At 65.7% G+C, this 19784-nt stretch carries 20 protein-coding genes; 9 read left to right on the plus strand and 11 right to left on the minus strand.

Features of this window, described 5'->3' with window-relative positions; translation table 11 throughout:
- Window positions 1-189: 189 nt before the first annotated feature.
- From BCY78_RS23330 to BCY78_RS23345, 4 genes are all read left to right on the plus strand, one after another.
- Window positions 190-1557 (plus strand): glutamine synthetase family protein, encoded by a 1368-nt coding sequence (locus BCY78_RS23330; RefSeq protein WP_068306657.1) that lies wholly within the window; start codon window positions 190-192, stop codon window positions 1555-1557.
- A gap of 149 nt (window positions 1558-1706) precedes the next feature.
- Complete coding sequence (locus BCY78_RS23335; protein WP_068306628.1) at window positions 1707-2300, plus strand: hypothetical protein; 594 nt, start codon at window positions 1707-1709, stop codon at window positions 2298-2300.
- 80 nt (window positions 2301-2380) lie between these two features.
- Window positions 2381-3766: an aldehyde dehydrogenase family protein gene (locus tag BCY78_RS23340; RefSeq protein WP_068306630.1), complete on the plus strand. Its 1386-nt coding sequence runs from the start codon at window positions 2381-2383 to the stop codon at window positions 3764-3766.
- A complete protein-coding gene (locus BCY78_RS23345) occupies window positions 3763-4917 on the plus strand; it encodes an iron-containing alcohol dehydrogenase (RefSeq protein ID WP_068306632.1) in 1155 nt (384 codons plus the stop codon). Before BCY78_RS23340 ends, BCY78_RS23345 begins: the two co-directional genes overlap by 4 nt.
- A 245-nt stretch (window positions 4918-5162) precedes the next feature.
- Here the strand turns inward: BCY78_RS23345 and BCY78_RS23350 are convergent, their stop codons facing one another.
- Together BCY78_RS23350 and BCY78_RS23355 are read right to left on the minus strand one after the other, a co-directional pair.
- A complete protein-coding gene (locus tag BCY78_RS23350; RefSeq protein WP_083195269.1) occupies window positions 5163-5768 on the minus strand; it encodes an aminotransferase class IV family protein in 606 nt (201 codons plus the stop codon).
- Entirely contained in the window at window positions 5729-6862 is a 1134-nt protein-coding gene (locus tag BCY78_RS23355) for an aminodeoxychorismate synthase component I (protein ID WP_068306636.1), read from the minus strand. Before BCY78_RS23355 ends, BCY78_RS23350 begins: the two co-directional genes overlap by 40 nt.
- Before the next feature lie 204 nt (window positions 6863-7066).
- Between BCY78_RS23355 and carB the strand changes: the two genes are divergently transcribed.
- On the plus strand, window positions 7067-10396 hold the full coding sequence (gene carB, locus BCY78_RS23360; protein ID WP_068306638.1) for a carbamoyl-phosphate synthase large subunit: 3330 nt from the start codon (window positions 7067-7069) through the stop codon (window positions 10394-10396).
- Between the two features lie 200 nt (window positions 10397-10596).
- Here carB and BCY78_RS23365 read toward each other — a convergent pair whose 3' ends face one another.
- Genes BCY78_RS23365 through BCY78_RS23405 form a run of 9 tightly spaced genes read right to left on the minus strand, consistent with a single transcriptional unit; the run spans window position 10597 to window position 15193 of the window.
- A complete protein-coding gene (locus BCY78_RS23365; protein WP_068306639.1) occupies window positions 10597-11151 on the minus strand; it encodes a hypothetical protein in 555 nt (184 codons plus the stop codon).
- Between the two features lie 12 nt (window positions 11152-11163).
- Window positions 11164-11886, minus strand: coding sequence for a flagellar basal body L-ring protein FlgH (gene flgH, locus BCY78_RS23370; protein ID WP_068306640.1), 723 nt, complete (start codon window positions 11884-11886; stop codon window positions 11164-11166).
- An 11-nt stretch (window positions 11887-11897) separates the two neighbouring features.
- Window positions 11898-12317, minus strand: a complete 420-nt coding sequence (flgA, locus tag BCY78_RS23375; protein ID WP_068306641.1) for a flagellar basal body P-ring formation chaperone FlgA — start codon at window positions 12315-12317, stop codon at window positions 11898-11900.
- Window positions 12317-13102 (minus strand): flagellar basal-body rod protein FlgG, encoded by a 786-nt coding sequence (flgG, locus tag BCY78_RS23380; protein WP_068306643.1) that lies wholly within the window; start codon window positions 13100-13102, stop codon window positions 12317-12319. Before flgG ends, flgA begins: the two co-directional genes overlap by 1 nt.
- Before the next feature lie 9 nt (window positions 13103-13111).
- Window positions 13112-13828, minus strand: a complete 717-nt coding sequence (locus tag BCY78_RS23385; protein ID WP_068306645.1) for a flagellar hook-basal body complex protein — start codon at window positions 13826-13828, stop codon at window positions 13112-13114.
- Window positions 13829-13841: 13 nt separating this feature from the next.
- Complete coding sequence (locus tag BCY78_RS23390) at window positions 13842-14108, minus strand: flagellar biosynthetic protein FliQ (RefSeq protein WP_068306647.1); 267 nt, start codon at window positions 14106-14108, stop codon at window positions 13842-13844.
- A gap of 21 nt (window positions 14109-14129) precedes the next feature.
- Window positions 14130-14426, minus strand: coding sequence for a flagellar hook-basal body complex protein FliE (fliE, locus tag BCY78_RS23395; RefSeq protein ID WP_068306648.1), 297 nt, complete (start codon window positions 14424-14426; stop codon window positions 14130-14132).
- 12 nt (window positions 14427-14438) lie between these two features.
- Window positions 14439-14840, minus strand: a complete 402-nt coding sequence (gene flgC / locus BCY78_RS23400) for a flagellar basal body rod protein FlgC (protein ID WP_068306659.1) — start codon at window positions 14838-14840, stop codon at window positions 14439-14441.
- 5 nt (window positions 14841-14845) lie between these two features.
- Window positions 14846-15193 (minus strand): FlgB family protein, encoded by a 348-nt coding sequence (locus BCY78_RS23405; protein ID WP_068306651.1) that lies wholly within the window; start codon window positions 15191-15193, stop codon window positions 14846-14848.
- A 114-nt stretch (window positions 15194-15307) separates the two neighbouring features.
- Here BCY78_RS23405 and BCY78_RS23410 point away from each other — a divergent pair, with 114 nt between their 5' ends.
- The 4 genes from BCY78_RS23410 to BCY78_RS23425 all read left to right on the plus strand — a co-directional run bounded on the left by BCY78_RS23410 (window position 15308) and on the right by BCY78_RS23425 (window position 19676).
- The gene (locus BCY78_RS23410) at window positions 15308-16618 is read left to right on the plus strand and encodes a FliI/YscN family ATPase (RefSeq protein WP_068306652.1); all 1311 of its coding nucleotides are present in this window, start codon (window positions 15308-15310) and stop codon (window positions 16616-16618) included.
- A 154-nt stretch (window positions 16619-16772) separates the two neighbouring features.
- Window positions 16773-17156: a hypothetical protein gene (locus tag BCY78_RS23415; RefSeq protein WP_068306654.1), complete on the plus strand. Its 384-nt coding sequence runs from the start codon at window positions 16773-16775 to the stop codon at window positions 17154-17156.
- A gap of 142 nt (window positions 17157-17298) precedes the next feature.
- Entirely contained in the window at window positions 17299-18393 is a 1095-nt protein-coding gene (locus tag BCY78_RS23420) for a carboxynorspermidine decarboxylase (protein ID WP_068306660.1), read from the plus strand.
- A gap of 44 nt (window positions 18394-18437) precedes the next feature.
- Window positions 18438-19676: a saccharopine dehydrogenase family protein gene (locus tag BCY78_RS23425; protein WP_068306656.1), complete on the plus strand. Its 1239-nt coding sequence runs from the start codon at window positions 18438-18440 to the stop codon at window positions 19674-19676.
- Window positions 19677-19784 lie beyond the last annotated feature (108 nt).

The following is a 19784-nucleotide window of genomic DNA, read 5'->3' on the forward strand; positions in this document are numbered from 1 at the left end:
TCTAGTTGTCATCCTCCGTCCTCTGCTCCATCTCTAACGTCATTTTTTTTTTTTAGTAACCGCGCGACCCCCAAGCACTCCACCATCCTCTTCCTCCGCAGCGTCCGAAGGGTATAAAAGGACACCCCTGCACCCCCCGCGAGTATTTCAGACAAGATGATGGGGCGCCCCGCGCCCAATGAGGACGTGATGAGCGGATACCTGACGCTGGAAACCCTGGCCGACGCCTTCGAGGCCGGCGAGATCGACACCGTGGTGGTGGCGGGCATCGACATGCAGGGCCGCCTGATGGGCAAGCGCTTCCATGCCGCCCACTTCCTCAGCCATGGCCATGAGGAGACGCATTGCTGCGACTACCTGCTGACCGTGGATATGGAGATGTACACCGTTCCCGGTTACAAGACCGCCAGCTGGGAGCAGGGCTATGGCGATTATGTCCTGAAGCCCGACCTGTCGACCCTGCGCCGCACGCCCTGGCTGCCCGGCACTGCGCTGGTGCTGTGCGACCTGCTCGATCACCACACCCACCAGCCGGTGCCGCAATCCCCGCGCGCGATCCTGAAAAAGCAGATCGAGCGCGCCAAGGCCCTCGGCTTCGACGCGATGATGGCGACCGAGCTGGAGTTCTTCGTCTTCGAGAACAGCTACGATCAGCTGCGCGACCATGGCGTGCGCGACCTCAAGCCGATTTCGGGCTATAACGAGGATTACCACATCTTCCAGACGACCAAGGAAGAGCCCCTGATGCGCGCCCTGCGCAACGGCCTTTATGGCGCGGGCATTCCCGTCGAGAACACCAAGGGCGAGGCCGAGATCGCTCAGGCCGAGGTCAACGCGCGTTATGCCGACGCGCTGACCACCGCCGACAACCACGTCATCATCAAGAACGCCACCAAGGAAATCGCGCACGCGCAGGGCAAGTCCGTCACCTTCATGGCCAAGTACCACCATGACAAGGCCGGCTCCTCGAGCCATGTGCACCAGTCGCTGTGGTTTATCGACGGTCAGGCCGCCTTTGCCGACAAGGACGCGGAATACGGCATGTCGACGCTGATGCGTCAGTTCCTCGCCGGTCAGCTGGCCCATGCGCGCGAGATCACCCTGTTCCTCGCGCCCTATGTGAACAGCTACAAGCGGTTCTGCGTGGGCCTTTTCGCGCCGACCAAGGCCGTGTGGTCCGCCGACAACCGCACCGCCGGCTTCCGCGTCTGCGGCGTGGGCACCAAGGGCGTGCGCGTCGAATGCCGCATCGGCGGGGCCGATCTGAACCCCTATACCGCCTGCGCCGCCCTGCTGGCCGCCGGCCTCGACGGGATCGAGAAGGGGATGGCGCTGGAGCCCGAGATGAAGGGCGACATGTACGCCGCCGAGAACGTCCGCGAGATCCCGACGACCCTGCGCGAGGCCGCCGATCTGGCCGAAAGTTCGGCATGGCTGCGCGAGGCCTTGGGCGGCAATGTCGTCGACCATTACGTCCGCTCGGCACGCTGGGAGATCAGCGAAACCGACCGTGTCGTCACCGATTTCGAACTGCGCCGCGGCTTCGAGCGGTCATGACACGCACCCTGCGCCCTGCCTCCGGCTGGCGCCCCACGCGGGCGCGGCACGGGGATCTGCGGCGGGTCTTCGCGACCCGTCGGCAGGGTGCATTGAACCCATCTTGTCGTCACAACGACCTACGGGGGCCAGCAACAAGGACCCCCATCATGCGCCTCACGAGTACCCCCCTCCGCCGTGCCGCCCTTGCCCTCGGCCTGTCCCTTCTCTCCGCCCTGCCCGCCGCTGCCGATATCTCGCGCGGGTGTTCGGCGCATATCGACGTCTGGGGCCCCACCGTGCCCAGTGGCCGTCAACCTGTGATGGAGCTCGATGCCTCGGGCACCTGCAGCCGCGCCAATCCCGACGATTGCCGCCGTCGTGCGTTCGGCGCGCTGCGCGAATGCACCGCCGCCCTTTGGGTTGCCCGCAACAACCACGACATCCCGTCGCAATGCCAGACCGGATCGGGCGGTGACCGTCGGATCAACTGGACCCGCTTTCCTGGCATCTACCGCAACCTGCCGCATGGCCAGAACTCGATGATCGACCGCGTCCGCAATCAGGCCTGCTGCGCCTCGGGCGCGACCGGCGTGGTCTATGTCCGCGTCAACCGCACCATTATCGGCGATGACGGCTGCGGCGGCGGTGGCAATTTCTCGCAGATCTGGACCGAAGATTTCGACGCGACCTACCGTGTCGATTGCGGCCACCAGCGCGCGATCGGCATCTGCGGCGCGGTACCCCGTCGCACGAACCCCTAAGGCCCCTCCCGGGCCAGACGAAGACACGCTATGCGGGGGCGGCCGACCGGGCTCGCCCCCGCCCTGACCAAGGAGCCAGAATGACCACGATCCAATGCCTCTCGCCCGTGGACGGGCGGATCTATGCCGAGCGGCCCGCCCTGCCGCTGGCCGAGGCCGAAGCCGCCGTCGCCCGCGCCAAGGCCGCGCAAAAGGCCTGGGCCGCGCGCCCGCTCGACGAGCGTATCGCGCTGGTCATGGCCGGGGTCGACGCGCTCAACGCGATGAAGGAACCGGTGGTCGAGGAACTGGCCTGGCAGATGGGCCGCCCGACCCGCTATGGCGGCGAATTCGGCGGCATGAACGAACGCTCGCGCTACATGGCCGGCATCGCCGCCGAGGCGCTGGCCCCCACGCTGGTCGAGGATGGCGCCACCTTCCGCCGCTACATCGCGCGCGAGGCCGTGGGCGTGGTGCTGGTCATCGCGCCGTGGAACTATCCCTACATGACGGCGATGAACACCATCGTGCCCGCGCTGATCGCCGGGAATGCGGTGATGCTGAAACACGCCTCGCAGACCCTGCTGGTGGGCGAGCGCATCGCGCAGGCGATGGCCGAGGCCGGGGTGCCCGGCGATGTGTTCCAGAACGTCGTCCTGGACCACGCCACGACCGAGGCCCTGATCGGCGCGCGCGCCTTCGGCTTCGTGAACTTCACGGGCTCCGTCGGCGGCGGCAAGGCGATCGAGAAGGCCGCGGCCGGCACCTTCACCGGCACCGGGCTGGAACTCGGTGGCAAGGATCCGGGCTATGTCCGCGCCGATGCGGACCTCGATGCGGCGGTGGACAGCCTGATGGACGGCGCGATGTTCAACGCCGGCCAGTGCTGCTGCGGCATTGAGCGGATCTATGTGCACGAGCGCCTCTACGACGCTTTCGTCGAGAAAGCCGTGGCCTGGGTGAAGGCGCTGAAACTGGGCAATCCCTTCGACGCCGACACCACCATCGGCCCGATGGCCAACGCCCGCTTCGCCAAGATCGTCCGCGCGCAGGTGGCCGAGGCCGTGGCCGCCGGCGCCAAGGCGCTGATCGACCCGGCGCTGTTCCCGGCCGATGACGGTGGCGCCTATCTCGCGCCGCAGATCCTCGTCGATGTCGATCATTCCATGCGCGTGATGCGCGAGGAAAGCTTCGGCCCGGTCGTCGGGATCATGAAGGTCTCGGGCGACGCCGAAGCCATCGCGCTGATGAACGATTGCGACTACGGCCTCACCGCCTCGATCTGGACCGCCGATACCGAGGCCGCCGCCGAGATCGGCGCGCAGATCGAGACGGGCACCGTGTTCATGAACCGCTGCGATTACCTCGACCCGGCCCTGTGCTGGACCGGCTGCAAGGACACCGGCCGCGGCGCCGCGCTGTCGGCTCTGGGCTTCCAATCGGTCACGCGGCCGAAATCCTACCATCTGAAGAAGGTCACGAAATGAGCGTCCCCACCATGAACTGGTCCTATCCCACGGCCGTCAAATTCGGCGTGGGCCGCATCAAGGAACTGGCCGATCACGCGAAAGCCACGGGCATGAAGGCGCCGCTTCTGGTGACCGACAAGGCGCTCGCGAGCCTGCCGATCACCGCCGAGGCCCTTTCGGTGCTTGAGGCGGGTGGCCTTGGCCGCGCGCTGTTCTCCGAGGTCGACGCCAACCCGACCGAGGCCAACATGGCCGCTGGCATCGCCGTCTACAAAGCGGGCGGGCATGACGGGGTGATCTGCTTCGGCGGCGGCTCGGCGCTGGATCTGGGTAAGATGATTGCGCTGATGGCGGATCAACCGGCCTCACTGTCGGTCTGGGATCTGGAGGATATCGGAGATTGGTGGACCCGGGCGGACGCCGCGAAGATCGCGCCGATCATCGCCGTGCCGACGACGGCGGGCACCGGGTCCGAGGTCGGCCGCGCGGGCGTGCTGACCAATGCCACGACGCATAAGAAGAAGATCATCTTCCACCCGAAGCTGATGCCCGCAGTGACGATCTGCGACCCGGCGCTGACCGTCGGCATGCCGAAATTCATCACCGCCGGCACCGGCATGGACGCGCTGGCGCATTGCCTCGAGGCCTATTGCTCGCCTTTCTACCACCCGATGTCGCAGGGCATCGCGCTGGAAGGCATGCGGCTGGTGTTCGAGAACCTGCCCAAGGTCTATGCGACGCCCGATGACCTCGAAGCCCGCGCCCATATGATGTCCGCCGCCGCCATGGGCGCGGTCGCGTTCCAGAAGGGCCTCGGCGCGATCCATTCGCTGAGCCACCCGATCGGCGCGGTCTACAACACCCATCACGGCACCACGAACGCCGTGGTGATGCCGATGGTGCTGGACTTCAACCGCTCGGCCATCGAAGAGCGCCTGACCCGCGCAGCCGCGTATATCGGCATCGCCGGCGGCTACGAGGGCTTCCGCGCCGCCGTCATGGACCTGCGCGAGACGCTGGCAATCCCGGCAAACCTGACGGCCTTGGGCGTCACGAACCCGGACCTCGACACGCTGACCGAGATGGCACTCGAGGATCCGTCCTGCGGCGGCAACCCGATCGAGATGACGGCCCAGAACACCCGCGCGCTGTTCGAAGCCTGCCTCTGAGCGGTGAGGACAGAGGGGGGCTCTGCCCCCCGACCCCCGGGATATTTTTAGAGTAAAGATGCGCGCGTTAATCTCTCATCAAGGTTAACGCGCGCATGCTGTTTTCACGGTGCAGCCGGGGACGGCGATGACCGTGAGTGAAGATGGCGACGTATTCCTCGTGGGCACGTCGCTTTCGCATCTTTACTCCATAAATATCCCGGGGGGTGAGGCGAAGCCGAGGGGGGCAGAGCCCCCCTGCCCGCTCATCCGACCCAGCACGCCAGCATCAGGCCGCGCAGCGCGTTGCCGATCCAAAGGCGCACGTTCGGCAGATCCTCTGGACGCAGGATCTCTTCCGGCACGCCGAGTTCCGCGCGCAGGACGCCCGGCAGCAAGCCGCAAGACAGAGGGGGTGTGCGCAGGCCCTCGCCACGATCGAAGAACAGCGTTGTGATAGAGCCATCGCAGACCTCGCCCCGTTCGTTCAGGAGCAACACTTCGTCCACACCTTCGGGCATCGCAGCGCGGGCGCGGTCGTAGATCTCGCGCTTAGAGGATTTCACGCTGAGCCAAGGGTCATCGGAGGACAGGCGCTCAGGCGACAGGGCCAGCCGCCAGACCTCTCGCGCCGGAGGCAGCGGGCCGGATTGCAGGTCGAGCCGTCCTTCGGCATCGAGCGTCAGGCGCAGGCGCGCGGGTTCCGTGGGGCCGGAAAGGACCACTTCGGGCAGGCGCCAACCCAGCGCCTCGGACCCGCGTGTGAGGCGGGTGAGGTGCAGGGGCCAGCGCGGGACATGCGTGCCGTCCCAATACATCGTCTCGATCAGCGTCAGACCGGGATGACCGGCCCCGCGAAGGCGGCTTTCCACAGCGCTTCCTCCCATTCTCCTTGGGGCGTCGAATCCTGCACCACGCCGCCGCCCACGTTCAACACCACGCTCCCGTCAGGCGACAGCGACAGCGTGCGGATCGCCACAGACCAGGCCTGCGCCCCATCGGGCGCGGCCCAACCGATCGCGCCGCAATAGGCGCCGCGGGGATGGGGCTCCAGCTCGCGGATGATCTGCATCGCCCGGATTTTCGGTGCGCCGGTGATCGAGCCGCAAGGGAACAGCGCCGCCATCAGCCCGGGCAGCCCCGCGCCGGGCAGGAGCCGGCCTTCGACGGTCGAGGACATCTGATGAACGGTCGCAAAGCTGTCGATGCCGAAGAGTTCCGGCACCTTGACCGACCCCACCTGCGCGATGCGTGAGATGTCGTTGCGCAGGAGGTCGACGATCATCAGGTTCTCGGCCCGGTCCTTGACCGAAGCGCGCAGCTCGGCCGCGAGGCGGGCGTCTTCCATAGGTTCGGCATGACGCGGGCGGGTGCCTTTCATCGGGCGGCTCTCGATGCACTCGCCCTCGGTCCGGAAGAACAGCTCAGGCGAGCGCGAGATCAGTACCGGCCCCGCGCCCATGTCGGCATAGGCGCCGAAGCCCACTGCCTGCCGTGCCCGCAGCGCGCCATAGAGGCCCAGCGCGGTGCCGGATTGAAGGCGGCTTGCCAGCGGGATCGTCAGGTTGATCTGATAGCAATCGCCCGCCGCGATGTAATCAAGCACCCGTTTGATCGCCGCGGCATGCCCGGCCTGATCGACCAGCGGACGGATGGGCGCCAAAGACGCGGCGGGGGCCCCGGCCTCGGCCTGCTCCAACATCGCGCCCGCGTCCTGCGGTGCATCGTAGAGGCCCAGCACCAGCAGCGGCCCGGCGCCCGCGGGTATCAACGGCCGCAGACGGTCTTCCAGCGCATACCCCGCCTCATAGGCGATCCAGCCGGCGACCCAGAGCCCCTGCGCCCGCGCGGCCTCGGCCTGCGCGAGCAGCGGCATCACCTCGGACGCCTCCCGTGCGACCAGTGTCTCGCGCGCGTCGGCAAACAGGGCGGGGCGGCCCTCGGGCCCATGTTCGATGAGGATCATGCGGCGGAAACCAGCCTTGGGGACAGAGTGTGCTGCGCTGCCGCGTAGCACGCGCGCGCGGCGAGGAACAGGCGCAACCCGACCCGCGACGAAGCGGGGTTGCGCGGCGGGCCGTGGTCGCCTAAACCCCGCACAATTTGCTTGAAGCACGAATCCGCAGCACCGGGCCAGACGTCCCGCGCGCTGCCATGGAAAGGGCCCGCCATGCCGAAAAGAACCGATATCAAGTCCATCATGATCATCGGCGCAGGGCCCATCGTCATCGGCCAGGCCTGCGAGTTCGATTACTCGGGCGCCCAGGCCTGCAAGGCCCTGCGCGAAGAGGGTTACCGGGTCATTCTGGTGAACTCGAACCCGGCGACGATCATGACCGATCCGCAGCTCGCCGACGCCACCTATATCGAGCCGATCACCCCCGAAGTCGTCGCCAAGATCATCGAGGCCGAGCGCCCCGATGCCCTGCTGCCGACCATGGGCGGGCAGACCGGCCTCAACACCGCGCTGGCCCTCGCTGACCTCGGGGTGCTGGAGAAATTCGGCGTTCAGCTGATCGGCGCGAACCGCGAGGCCATCGAGATGGCCGAAGACCGCAAGCTGTTCCGCGAGGCGATGGACCGCATCGGGCTGGAAAACCCCAAGGCCACCATCGTCGCCGCGCCGAAGCTGCCGAACGGCAAATACGACATCAAGGCCGGGATCGCGCAGGCGATGCAGGATCTGGAACACATCGGCCTGCCGGCGATCATCCGCCCCGCCTTCACGCTGGGCGGCACCGGCGGTGGCGTCGCCTATAACCGCGACGACTATGAGGCCATCGTGCGCTCGGGTCTCGAGGCCTCGCCGGTGGCGCAGGTGCTGGTGGACGAAAGCCTGCTAGGCTGGAAGGAATACGAGATGGAGGTCGTCCGCGACAAGGCGGACAACGCGATCATCGTCTGCTCCATCGAGAACGTCGATCCGATGGGCGTGCATACCGGCGACTCGATCACCGTCGCGCCCGCGCTGACGCTCACCGACAAGGAATACCAGATCATGCGCAACGGCTCGATTGCCGTGCTGCGCGAGATCGGCGTCGAGACCGGCGGCTCGAACGTGCAATGGGCGATCAACCCGAAGGACGGCCGCATGGTCGTCATCGAGATGAACCCGCGCGTGTCGCGCTCCTCGGCGCTGGCGTCCAAGGCCACCGGCTTCCCGATCGCCAAGATCGCCGCGAAACTGGCCGTGGGCTATACGCTCGACGAGCTGGACAACGACATCACCAAGGTCACGCCCGCCTCGTTCGAGCCGACCATCGACTATGTCGTCACCAAGATCCCGCGCTTCGCCTTCGAGAAATTCCCGGGTTCCGAGCCCTATCTCACCACCGCGATGAAATCGGTGGGCGAGGCGATGGCCATCGGCCGCACGATCCATGAATCGCTGCAAAAGGCGCTCGCCTCGCTAGAGACCGGCCTGTCCGGCTTCGACGATGTGGTGATCCCCGGCGCGCCCGAGAAAGCCGCGATCCAGAAGGCCCTGAGCCAGGTCACCCCGGACCGCCTGCGCGTCATCGCCCAGGCGATGCGCCATGGCCTGTCGGACGACGAGATCCAGGCGGTCACGGCGTTCGACCCGTGGTTCCTCGCCCGGATCCGCGAGATCGTCGAGGCCGAGGCCGAGGTTCTGGCGAACGGCCTGCCCACGGACACCGACGGGCTGCGCAAGCTGAAGATGCTGGGCTTCACCGATGCCCGCCTCGCCACGCTCTCGGGCAAGACCGAGACCGCGGTGCGCCGCCTGCGCACCGGGGCCGGCGTCAACGCCGTCTTCAAGCGCATCGACACCTGCGCCGCCGAGTTCGAAGCGCAGACGCCCTACATGTATTCGACCTACGAAGTCCCGGCGATGGGCGAGGTGGAATGCGAGGCGCGTCCGTCCGACCGCAAGAAGGTCGTCATCCTCGGCGGTGGCCCGAACCGGATCGGTCAGGGCATCGAGTTCGACTATTGCTGCTGCCATGCCTGCTACGCGCTGACCGATGCGGGCTATGAGACCATCATGGTCAACTGCAACCCTGAGACCGTGTCCACCGACTACGACACCTCGGACCGTCTGTATTTCGAGCCGCTCTCCATCGAGCACGTCATGGAAATCCTGCGGGTCGAGCAGTCGAACGGCACCCTGCACGGCGTGATCGTGCAATTCGGCGGCCAGACGCCGCTGAAGCTGGCCAATGAGCTGGCGGCGGAAGGCATTCCGATCCTCGGCACCTCGCCCGACGCCATCGACCTTGCCGAAGACCGCGAGCGGTTCCAGCAGATGCTGAACGAGCTGGGCCTGAAGCAGCCGATCAACGGCATCGCCTCGTCGGACGAGCAGGCCATCGAGATCGCCGGCCGCATCGGCTTCCCGCTGGTGATCCGTCCGTCCTATGTGCTGGGCGGCCGCGCGATGGAAATCGTGCGCGACATGGATCAGCTGAAGCGCTACATCACCACCGCCGTCAGCGTCTCGGGCAAGAACCCGGTGCTTCTGGACAGCTATCTGTCGGGCGCCATCGAGGTCGACGTGGACGCGCTGTCGGACGGCAAGACCGTCCACGTCGCGGGCATCATGGAGCATATCGAAGAAGCCGGGGTTCACTCGGGTGACTCGGCCTGCTGCCTGCCGCCGCATTCGCTGGACAAGGCGCTGGTCGAAGAGATGAAGGTTCAGGCCGAGAAGATGGCGCTGAAACTCGGCGTCGTCGGCCTGATGAACGTGCAGTTCGCGATCAAGGACGGCGTGATCTACGTCCTCGAAGTGAACCCGCGCGCCTCGCGCACGGTGCCCTTCGTCGCCAAGGCCACCGACTCGGCCATCGCCTCCATCGCGGCTCGACTGATGGCCGGCGAGCCGATGTCGAACTTCCCGCTGCGCGCCCCCTACCCCGCCGGCGTGGGCCCCGACAGCCCGCTGCCGCTGGCCAATCCGGACACGCTGGCCGACCCGATCACCCCGTGGTTCTCGGTCAAGGAAGCGGTGCTGCCGTTTGCGCGCTTCCCGGGCGTCGACACGCTGCTCGGGCCGGAAATGCGCTCGACCGGCGAGGTCATGGGCTGGGACCGCTCGTTCCCGCTGGCCTTCCTGAAGGCGCAGATGGGCGCGGGCACGCATCTGCCCGAAGAGGGCCGGGTCTTCGTCTCGGTGCGCGACACCGACAAGACCGCGGCGCTGGCCGGCGCTGTCCGTGATCTGGCCGAGATGGGCTTCGAGATCGTCGCCACCGCTGGCACCGCCAGCTGGCTCAAGGCCGAGGGCATCGCGACCACGCTGGTGAACAAGGTCTACGAGGGCCGTCCGAACATCGTCGACCGCCTGAAGAACGCCGATATCGCGCTGGTGTTCAACACCACCGAGGGCGCGCAGTCGATCAAGGACAGCCGCGATATCCGCCGCGTCGCCCTGATGGACAAGATCCCCTACTTCACCACCGCCGCCGGCGCGATTGCCGCCGCCGCCGCAATGAAGGCCCGCCGCGAGGGCTATGGGGTGCGCACGCTGCAGGGCTGATCCCCGCCGCAGCGCCGACAGGAAAATGGCCGGTCCCGAAAGGGGCCGGCCGTTTTCATGGGGTGAAGGTGAAGTGGGATAGTTGGGGATGAGAAAGCCGGGTTTGTCCCGATCTTTGAAGGGGTGCCCTCCGCCTGGGCGGGGCCTTGTCTCCGGCGGGTGAAACCGGAGGCGCGGCCCGGGCTACGCCGGGAACAGCCTCAGCTGTCCTGACGCAGCAATTCGGTGATCAGGATGTCCTGAACTTCGGGGCCGACAATCTGCCGCGCGGCCTCGCGCAGCATCCGCCGCAGCTGCAAAAGCGCCTCGCCCGAGGTGAAGATGCCGCTGAAGCCACCGATATTGGCGTGGTCGAACAGCAGTTGCAGCAGGGCGGCGCGCAGGCGCGGCTCGTCCTCGACCAGCGAAAACTGGTGGCCGACCGACATCTCCATCGCCAGCCCGACGACCACCATGGCCTCGACGCGACCATTGGTCAGGATCGGCACCACGAACTGGTTGGGCAGGCGTACGGTCTCGGTCGGGCCCATCGACGCCAGATATTGGCTGGCCCCGCCATCGCCATGCCCGGCCTCGGCCGTGGCGCCATGGCCCGTGTCGGCACCATGCTCGGCGGCGATGGGATTGCCGTGGGCATCGGTTTCGGCTGCGTGTTCCTCGACCGGCGCGGCGGCGGGTTTGAGGAAGATCCCCGCCCCGACACCGCCGCCCAAACCGACGATCAGCAGGATGACCGGAAGAAGTTTGCGCAGCATCACGTCCTCCTATCAGAACGGCAGGATGATATCGGCGACCTGCTGACCGTAGCGCGGCTGCTGCATCTGCGTGATCTGGCCACGGCCACCGTAGCTGATGCGCGCGCCCGCAATGCGGTCATACGAGATCTCGTTGCGCCGCGAGATATCCTCGGGGCGGATGAAGCCAGTGACGATCAGCTCGCGCAGCTCGTTGTTGACGCGGACTTCCTGCGTCCCCTCGATGCGCAGCACACCGTTCGGCAGACGCTCGATGATGGTCGTCGCCACGCGCAGAGTCAGCTGCTCGTTCCGGCTGACCGAGCCCTGACCCGAGAAGCTGGAGGCGCTGTCCATCTCGACAGCATTGGCCAGCGACACGCCCTCGGGCAGGCGACGGTCCAGCGATTGCGGCAGACCGAACAGTTGCGGCACGCCCATCGATTGCGAGCCCGTGCGACCCCGTGCAGTCTGGTTCGAGATCTGCGCGGAATCGTTGATCTCGATCACCACGGTCAGAATGTCGCCGGGTGCGGTCGCACGGCGGTCACCGAACAGCGAACGCTGCGAGGCGGTCCAGAGCGAGGCCCCATCGGTCGCGCCGGCGCGTTCGGCCACCTGCGGGATCGGCACGTTGTAGAGCGCGTGATGCTCCAGCGTCGGCGCGGTATCGGCAAAAGCCGGCGGGCGGCCGACCTCGGCAAGGTCGGAACAGGCTGCGAGGGCGAGGAAGGGCAGAACGGCGAGATAGCGCATGGGTGGTCCTTTCAGGGCACGCTCACCAGACCGGGTCCGGAAACCGTCCCGCTGATGGTGCTGCGCGAAGCAAGATTCATGATGCGGATCACATCGCCTTCGGCGCCGCGACCCAGGGCGCGCCCATCGGCGCGGATTTCGAGGCCACCGCTTTGGAAAACGATGGTGACCAGCTCGTTGCGATCGACCAGCGCGGGCGGCCCGAGGCTGGCGATCGGGATCGGCCGACCCGCATAGAGCGTGACGCGGGCCTCCCAGCCCACGGCCTCGTCGATGGCCTGGGCCGCGCCCAGGGGCGCCGCCTCGGAGGTCAGGATCACGTCGCCGGCTTCGACCAGCGTGCCGGCCCTGAGCGTCCGCGCGGCGAGCAGCACGTCGGCCTGCGCCGGAAGCGCGGCGAAAAGCGCGAGGATGAGGGCCGGGATCCGCATCAGCGCACCTGCGTCGTCGCAGCGAGCATCTGGTCAGCGGCGGTGATGACCTTCGAGTTCAGCTCGTAGCCGCGCTGTGCCTTGATCATCTCGGTCAGTTCGCGGACCGGATCGACCGAGCTTTCCTCCAGATAGCCCTGACGCACCGTGCCCAGACCGTCCGTACCCGGCACCGATTGCATCGGCGGGCCCGAGGCCTCGGTCTCGGCGAAGAGGTTCGAGCCCAGCGCCTCGAGGCCACGCTCGTTGGTGAAGCCGGCGAGGGTCAGCTGACCCAGCAGCTGCGGCTGCACGGTGCCGGTGAAATAGGCGTAGATCTCGCCTTCCGAGTTGATCGAGATCTGCGTCGCATCGGCCGGAATGGTGATGCCCGGAGAGACCTCATAGCCGTCCGAGGTCACGATCAGACCGTCGCCGGTGCGCTTCAAGCCACCGTCGCGGGTATAGGCGTTGCGGCCGTCGGGCATGGTCACTTCGATCCAGCCGCGACCTTCGATGGCGATGTCGAGGTCGCCGCCGGTCGCGGTCAGCACGCCCTGCTGGGCCATCATCGACACGGCCGCCGGACGGGCGCCGAGGCCCAGCTGCACGCCGGTCGGCACGATCGTGCCGTCCGAGGCCGAGATCGTCCCGGCGCGGGTGTGCTGCTGGTAGTGAAGGTCGGCGAACTCGGCGCGGCGGGCGCTGTAGCCGGTGGTCGACATGTTGGCGAGGTTGTTTGCCACGGTATCGACCCGCATCTGCTGGGCAGCCATGCCGGTGGCGGCAATCTGAAGGGCACGCATGGGATTCTCCTATCGGCCGAGGGTCGAGATGACGTTGCGGATGCGTTCATCCTCGCTTTCGAGGAATTTCTGGCCCCGTTCGTAGGCGCGTTGCACCTCGATCAGGCGCGCCATCTCCGAAATCGGGTTGACGTTCGATTCCTCCAGGAAGCCCTGCAGGATATTCGGGTTCTCGACCGGCACGGCATTGCCGGTGATGTTGTGCAGCACGCCGGTCTCGCGCGTCAGTTGCGACGGATCTTCCGGCACCACGAGGCCCAGCTGACCGAGCGGCTGGCCATCGGCCGAGATCGTGCCGTCGCGGGCGATGCCGATCTGACCTGCATCCGGCGGGATGAAGATCGGGGCGCCGCCCACGTCGAGCACGCGGTGCCCGTCGGGCGTGACCAGCTCCCCGTTCTGGTTGGGGATGAAATGGCCGGCGCGGGTGTAGCGGTCGCCATTCGGGGTCTGGATGGTGAAGAAGCCCTCGCCCTCGATGCCGACATCGAGATCGCCGTTGGTCATCGTCAACGAGCCCTGCGTCAGATAGGTCTGGTGCCCGCGGGCCGCTGCCATCGACAGCGATTCTTCCTGATGGCCGAGGCCCTGCACATATTCCGAGAACAGCAGCCCCTCGCGCCGGAAACCGGTGGTCGAGATGTTGGCGATGTTGTTCGCGACGAGCTGGATCTCACGCAGAAGGCCCGATTGGCGGGTAAGCTGGGTATAACCGGCGTTGTCCATGGGGGATGCCTCCTCAGATTCCGGCCACGATGGGCAGCACTTGGCCTTGGAAGAAATCGACGAGCATCGAGGTCATCGCGCTCATCGAGACCCAGAAGACGACCAGCATGGCCAACACTTTGGGCACGAAGGTCAGGGTCATCTCCTGCACCGAGGTCAGGGCCTGGAACAGGCCGACCGCAAGGCCGGCGACCAGTGCCACGCCCAGCAGCGGGGCGGACATCGCCACCGAGACCCACAGGCCCTGGCGCAGGACGTCGAAGAAGACGAGCTCGCTCATGATACTCTCCCGCCTAACGGCTCAGACCGGCATCCGCAGGACTTCGAGGTAAGCCTCGACGACCTTGTCGCGGACGGCGACTGCGGTCTCGACCGCGAGCTGGGCCTCGGACAGGGCCGACACCAGCGAATGCGGATCGGCATCGCCGGTCATCGCATCCTGTGCCGTGGTCTCGGCGCGCTGCAGGACGGTGTTGAAATCCTCGACCATGCCGGCGGCGGTGGCGCCGAAGCTCTGGCCGCTGCCACCCTCTTCAGGGGACGTGAGGTTCCGGGCCGCGCCGTAGGAACGGGCGGCAACATTGGCGGAAACTTGCATTCTACTAGCTCCTTATCTGCGCAGCAGCCCGATGAGGCTTTGCGACATCTGCCTGGCCTGGTCGAACATCTTCAGGTTCGCCTCGTAGGACCGCTGCGCTTCCCGCGCATCGGCGATTTCCACCATCACGTCGACGTTGGAGCCTTCGTAATGGCCGGTCTCATCGGCCAGGATATGGCCGGGGTCGTAGACACGCGTCAGCTCGCCTTGGTCCAGCTGGACCGGACCGGTGCGCACGCCGCTGGCCTGACCGAACCCGTCCCCGGCAACGGCCATGGGGCGGAAATCGACATACTTGCGGTGGTAGCCGGGGGTGTCGGCGTTGGCGATATTCTCGGAGACATGGCGCAGGCGGGAGGCCTGGGATTGCATGCCGGAGGCCGAGAGCGCGAGCGTTGAAGACAGGGTGCTCATGGTCATCACTTCCCGATGGAGGCGCGCATCAGATCGCGCGACATGGAATAGATGCCCAATGCCATCTCATGCTGCTGCCGTGCTTCCACGGCGCGCATCATCTCGAATTCAACCGAGACGCTATTACCGTTGGGCGAGACGGTAATCGGATCTTCTTCCTGAAGGATGGTGTCACGATCGGCCAGCGTACCGTCCTCGGTCGCCTGCCAGAATTCGCCAAAGCCAATGGCATCACGCGAGCGGTAGCCCGGCGTGTCTGCATTGGCCACGTTCTGCGCGATCGCCTCCTGGCGAGTCGCCGCATGTGTGGCGAAAGCCTGCGCCATGCGCAGTATGTCCAGACTTTCAAACATGGGGTTCTCCCGTTGCTGGCCTATACGAAGGATTAAGGGTGATTCCTTTAGAAACGGTAACGAGGCACAGAACGTGCCCCTGGAACCGACGCGCAGAGTGAAAGGAATCTTCTCATGGCCGTCTTCGATCCGCTCATGGCTGAACTGGCCAACGTCCGTCCGATCCGCCACTTCGGTCGCGTGCACGAGATGCATTCCTCGACCTTGATGGTGCAGGGCCTGTCCAAGCGCGCACGGCTTGGCGACCGCGTCATCGTCGGCGGAACCGACGGCCCCGCGATTGGCGGCGAAATCCTTGCGCTGAACCGCGAAGGCGCTGAAATCCTTCCAGAAGAAGCCACCGAGGGCCTCGCGATTGGCGACCGGGTGGAGCATGTCGGATCCAACTCCATCGCCCCGGACGACAGCTGGGTGGGCCGCATCATCGACCCCTATGGCGAGCCCTTGGATGGTCGTCCGCTGATGCGCGGCCCGCAGGTCCGCAGCCTGCGCAACCCGCCCCCCTCGCCCGCGCGCCGCAAGCGTTTGGGCGGGCGTCTGCAAACCGGGCTCGATGCTTTCAACACCCTGCTGCCCATCGTGCGCGGTCAGCGAATCGGTCTCTTCGCCGGTTCGGGTGTCGGTAAGACTTCGCTGCTGGGTCAGATGGCCCGCGGGATCGAAGCCGATGTCGTGGTTCTGGCGCTGGTCGGCGAACGCGGACGGGAACTTCGGGACTTCATCGAGGACGTTCTGGGCGAGGAAGGCCTCGCACGGTCGGTCGTCGTCACCGCCACCTCGGACCAATCGCCGCTGGCCCGTCGCCGCGCCGCGCTGACCGCGATGACCGTGGCCGAGCATTTCCGCGACAACGGCAAGCATGTGCTTCTGATGTGCGACTCGGTCACCCGTTTCGCCGAAGCCCACCGCGAGATCGCGTTGGCCGCAGGTGAGCAGCCGTCGCTGCGTGGCTTCCCGCCCTCGACGGCGCATCAGATCATGGCGATGGCCGAACGCGCCGGCCCCGGCGAGGATCATCAGGGCGATATCACCGCCGTCTTCACCGTTCTCGTCGCCGGCTCGGACATGGATGAACCGGTCGCGGATATCCTGCGCGGGGTGCTGGATGGCCACGTTGTGCTGGACCGGGCCATCGCCGAAAGGGGCCGCTTCCCGGCCATCGACCTGATGCGATCCGTCTCTCGCTCGTTGCCCGCGGCGGCCACCCCGGCCGAGAATCAGCAGATCTCGGAAGCGCGGCGCCTGATCGGTGCCTGGGAGCGCGCCGAGATGATGGTGCAGGCGGGCCTCTATGCGCAGGGGTCGGATCCGCTGACCGACCGCGCGATTCGGCTGTTCCCGAAGATCGACGCTTTCCTGTCCGGCCAGAAGTCCAAGTCCACGCTGGACAGCTTCCAGCGGCTGAAGAAAGCGCTCGAGGGCTAACGGGCGCAAATAATCATTCCCCTCCGCCGCATCTTTTTGCGGCGGAGGTCTGTTACACGGTCAAGGTTTGCGCTACCATCGCGCCGAAACCTCCCCCGGTCGCGTCTGAGTGGTCTTCGTAGCGAATTCGTCCGGGCTTTCTGACCGAGATCCCATGCACCGCCTGCTCCTCTGTATCACCCTCGCCGTCACGGCGACGGGCGCCAAAGCTACTTGTCCTGACAACCCGACTTGGTCCGTTGCGCCTTTTCTTCAGCCCGGCGATCAGCGCATCGACTATTGGTGGCTGATCGAGACTTTGGGCCAATCGCGCGTCACCTATCCCGGCGGGCGCGAGGAATATCTCGCAGGGGGGCTCTACCGGTTCACCGCAGGGGATCAGAGCTGGGACGCCCCGCGCTATCGATTCTACCGCGACGGTGCGCGGTGCATCGACTACCCGCAGGGTGCGCGGGTCGATTACTATGTGCTCAACGGCGGTCGGCTGGTGCTGATCAACGCGGATGGCACACGCAGTATCGGGTTGATCAGCCACTGACGGGGGCCTATGCGGCCGCAGAACCCCTTTCCTTGTCATCTCACGATGAAAAACCAATTGTATGGGCACGGGGTTGACGGTATCAGCGCCGCGCGCGCTGGATGCCGCTCTGACCCCTTTTACCCCGGGAGGGCCCGAGATGTTGCAGACCCCCTACTACCTGATCGACAAGTCGCGCCTCTTGCCGAACATGGAAAAGATCGCTTGGCTGCGCGAGCAGTCCGGGGCGAAATCGCTCTTGGCGTTGAAATGCTTCGCGACCTGGTCAGTCTTCGACTTCATGTCCGAGTATATGGATGGCACGACCTCGTCCTCGCTGTACGAAGTGCGGCTGGGCCGCGAGAAGTTCGGCAAGGAAACCCACGCCTATTCCGTGGCCTATGCGGACCATGAGATCGGCGAGGTGCTGTCGCATTCCGACAAGATCATCTTCAACACGATCGGCCAGCTCGAGCGCTTCGATAGCCAGAGCGCGAACCATGTCCGCGGTCTGCGGGTCAATCCGGGCGTCTCGACCTCGGGCTTCGACCTTGCTGACCCGGCCCGTCCCTTCTCGCGGCTGGGCGAGCATGATCCCGAACTGATCGCCCGCGTGGCGGACAAGATCTCCGGCTTCATGTTCCACAACAATTGCGAGAACGCGGACTTCGCGCGCTTCGACAACATGCTCTCGCTGATCGAGCAGCGTTTCGGCCATCTGATCCGTGACATGGACTGGATCAGCCTTGGCGGCGGCATCCATTTCACCGGCGAGGGCTATCCGCTGGAGAAACTGGCCGACCGGCTGAAGCGGTTCTCGGACACGAATGGCGTGCAGGTCTATCTGGAGCCGGGCGAGGCCTCGATCACCAAGGCGGCGACGCTGGAGGTGACGGTGCTGGACACGCTGTATAACGGCAAGAACCTCGCCATCGTCGACAGCTCGATCGAGGCGCATATGTTGGATCTGCTGATCTACCGTGAATCCGCCAAGATGGAGCCCAATGCCGGCGATCATGAATGGATGGTCTGCGGGAAATCCTGTCTGGCCGGCGACATCTTCGGCGAATTCCGCTTCCCCGAGGCATTGAAAGCCGGTGACCGTCTCTCGTTCCAGGACGCGGCCGGTTACACGATGGTCAAGAAAAACTGGTTCAACGGCGTGAAGATGCCGGCGATTGCCATTCGCGAACTGGACGGGACCGTCCGCGAAGTGCGCGATTTCGGCTACGAGGACTTTGCTGCCGCCCTGTCCTGACGGGCGGCCGAGACATCAACTGACCCAAGGAGGTGCATGGGTAAATGAAACGCAACGTGCTGATCATCGGAGCCGGGGGCGTAGCCCAGGTCGTCGCGCATAAATGTGCGCAGAACAACGACATTCTCGGCGATATCCATATCGCCAGCCGGACCCTCTCGAAATGCGAGGCGATCATTGCCTCGGTTCACGAGAAAGGCGCGATGAAGGTCGAGGGCGTTCTGAAAGCCCATGCCGTCAATGCCCGCGACACGGCCGAAGTGGCCGCGCTGATCCGCGAGACGGGTGTCGATATCGTCATCAACGTGGCTCAGGCCTTCGTCAACATGCCGGTGCTGGATGCCTGCGTCGAGACGGGTGTGGCCTATATGGACACGGCGATCCACGAGGAGCCGAACCTCATCTGCGAGACGCCGCCCTGGTACGGCAATTACGAGTGGAAGCGCAAAGCCGCCTGCGCCGAGAAGGGCGTGACGGCGATCCTGGGCGTGGGCTTCGATCCGGGCGTGGTGAATGCCTATGCCAAATTCGGCATCGACGGCTTTGTGCCCGAGGTCGAATCGATCGACATCATCGACATCAACGCGGGCTCGCATGGTCGCTGGTTCTCGACGAATTTCGACCCCGAGATCAACTTCCGCGAGTTCACTGGCACCGTCTACAGCTGGCAGAATGGCGGCTGGCAGTCGAACACCATGTTCGAGGTCGGAAAGGAATGGGATCTGCCGGTCGTCGGCAAACAGAAGGCCTATATGACCGGCCATGACGAAGTGCATTCGCTGGCCACGAATTACCCGCAGGCCGATGTGCGCTTCTGGATGGGCTTTGGCGACCATTACATCAACGTCTTCACCGTGCTGAAGAACCTCGGACTTCTGTCCGAGAAGCCGGTGAAAACGGCTGAAGGTCTGGAAGTAATCCCGCTGAAGGTGGTGAAGGCTGTGCTGCCCGACCCGTCCTCGCTGGCGCCGGATTATGTCGGCAAGACCTGCATCGGCACGCTGGTGAAGGGCAAGAAGGACGGCCAACCGGCCGAGGTCTTCGTCTACAACGTCGCCGATCACAAGGAAGCCTATCTTGAGGTCGGCAGCCAAGGCATCAGCTACACCGCCGGTGTGCCGCCCGTCGCCGCCGCGATGCTGATCGCCAACGGCACTTGGGACGTGTCGAAGATGGTCAATGTCGAAGAGCTGGATCCGAAGCCTTTCTTCGAGATCCTCGACCGGATCGGCCTGCCGACGCGCGTCAAGGATGCCTCGGGCGACCGCGCCTGGAACGAATGAGCGCGACGGGAGAGGGGTTTCGCCCTTCTCCCCCGCCCCTTCGGGGCAGGCTCGTCGGACGACCAAGCAGGGGGGCTTTGCCCCCCTCTTCGCTGCGCGAATTCACCC

Source organism: Pararhodobacter sp. CCB-MM2 (genome assembly GCF_001691415.1).
Taxonomy (GTDB): Bacteria; Pseudomonadota; Alphaproteobacteria; order Rhodobacterales; family Rhodobacteraceae; genus Pararhodobacter.

Coding starts and splice junctions, on each gene's coding strand:
- BCY78_RS23330 (WP_068306657.1), top strand. CDS start 190: ATGAGCGGATACCTGACGCTGGAAACCCTGGCCGACGCCTTCGAGGCC.
- BCY78_RS23335 (WP_068306628.1), top strand. CDS start 1,707: ATGCGCCTCACGAGTACCCCCCTCCGCCGTGCCGCCCTTGCCCTCGGC.
- BCY78_RS23340 (WP_068306630.1), top strand. CDS start 2,381: ATGACCACGATCCAATGCCTCTCGCCCGTGGACGGGCGGATCTATGCC.
- BCY78_RS23345 (WP_068306632.1), top strand. CDS start 3,763: ATGAGCGTCCCCACCATGAACTGGTCCTATCCCACGGCCGTCAAATTC.
- BCY78_RS23355 (WP_068306636.1), bottom strand. CDS start 6,862: ATGATCCTCATCGAACATGGGCCCGAGGGCCGCCCCGCCCTGTTTGCC.
- carB (WP_068306638.1), top strand. CDS start 7,067: ATGCCGAAAAGAACCGATATCAAGTCCATCATGATCATCGGCGCAGGG.
- BCY78_RS23365 (WP_068306639.1), bottom strand. CDS start 11,151: ATGCTGCGCAAACTTCTTCCGGTCATCCTGCTGATCGTCGGTTTGGGC.
- flgH (WP_068306640.1), bottom strand. CDS start 11,886: ATGCGCTATCTCGCCGTTCTGCCCTTCCTCGCCCTCGCAGCCTGTTCC.
- flgA (WP_068306641.1), bottom strand. CDS start 12,317: ATGCGGATCCCGGCCCTCATCCTCGCGCTTTTCGCCGCGCTTCCGGCG.
- flgG (WP_068306643.1), bottom strand. CDS start 13,102: ATGCGTGCCCTTCAGATTGCCGCCACCGGCATGGCTGCCCAGCAGATG.
- BCY78_RS23385 (WP_068306645.1), bottom strand. CDS start 13,828: ATGGACAACGCCGGTTATACCCAGCTTACCCGCCAATCGGGCCTTCTG.
- BCY78_RS23390 (WP_068306647.1), bottom strand. CDS start 14,108: ATGAGCGAGCTCGTCTTCTTCGACGTCCTGCGCCAGGGCCTGTGGGTC.
- fliE (WP_068306648.1), bottom strand. CDS start 14,426: ATGCAAGTTTCCGCCAATGTTGCCGCCCGTTCCTACGGCGCGGCCCGG.
- flgC (WP_068306659.1), bottom strand. CDS start 14,840: ATGAGCACCCTGTCTTCAACGCTCGCGCTCTCGGCCTCCGGCATGCAA.
- BCY78_RS23405 (WP_068306651.1), bottom strand. CDS start 15,193: ATGTTTGAAAGTCTGGACATACTGCGCATGGCGCAGGCTTTCGCCACA.
- BCY78_RS23410 (WP_068306652.1), top strand. CDS start 15,308: ATGGCCGTCTTCGATCCGCTCATGGCTGAACTGGCCAACGTCCGTCCG.
- BCY78_RS23415 (WP_068306654.1), top strand. CDS start 16,773: ATGCACCGCCTGCTCCTCTGTATCACCCTCGCCGTCACGGCGACGGGC.
- BCY78_RS23425 (WP_068306656.1), top strand. CDS start 18,438: ATGAAACGCAACGTGCTGATCATCGGAGCCGGGGGCGTAGCCCAGGTC.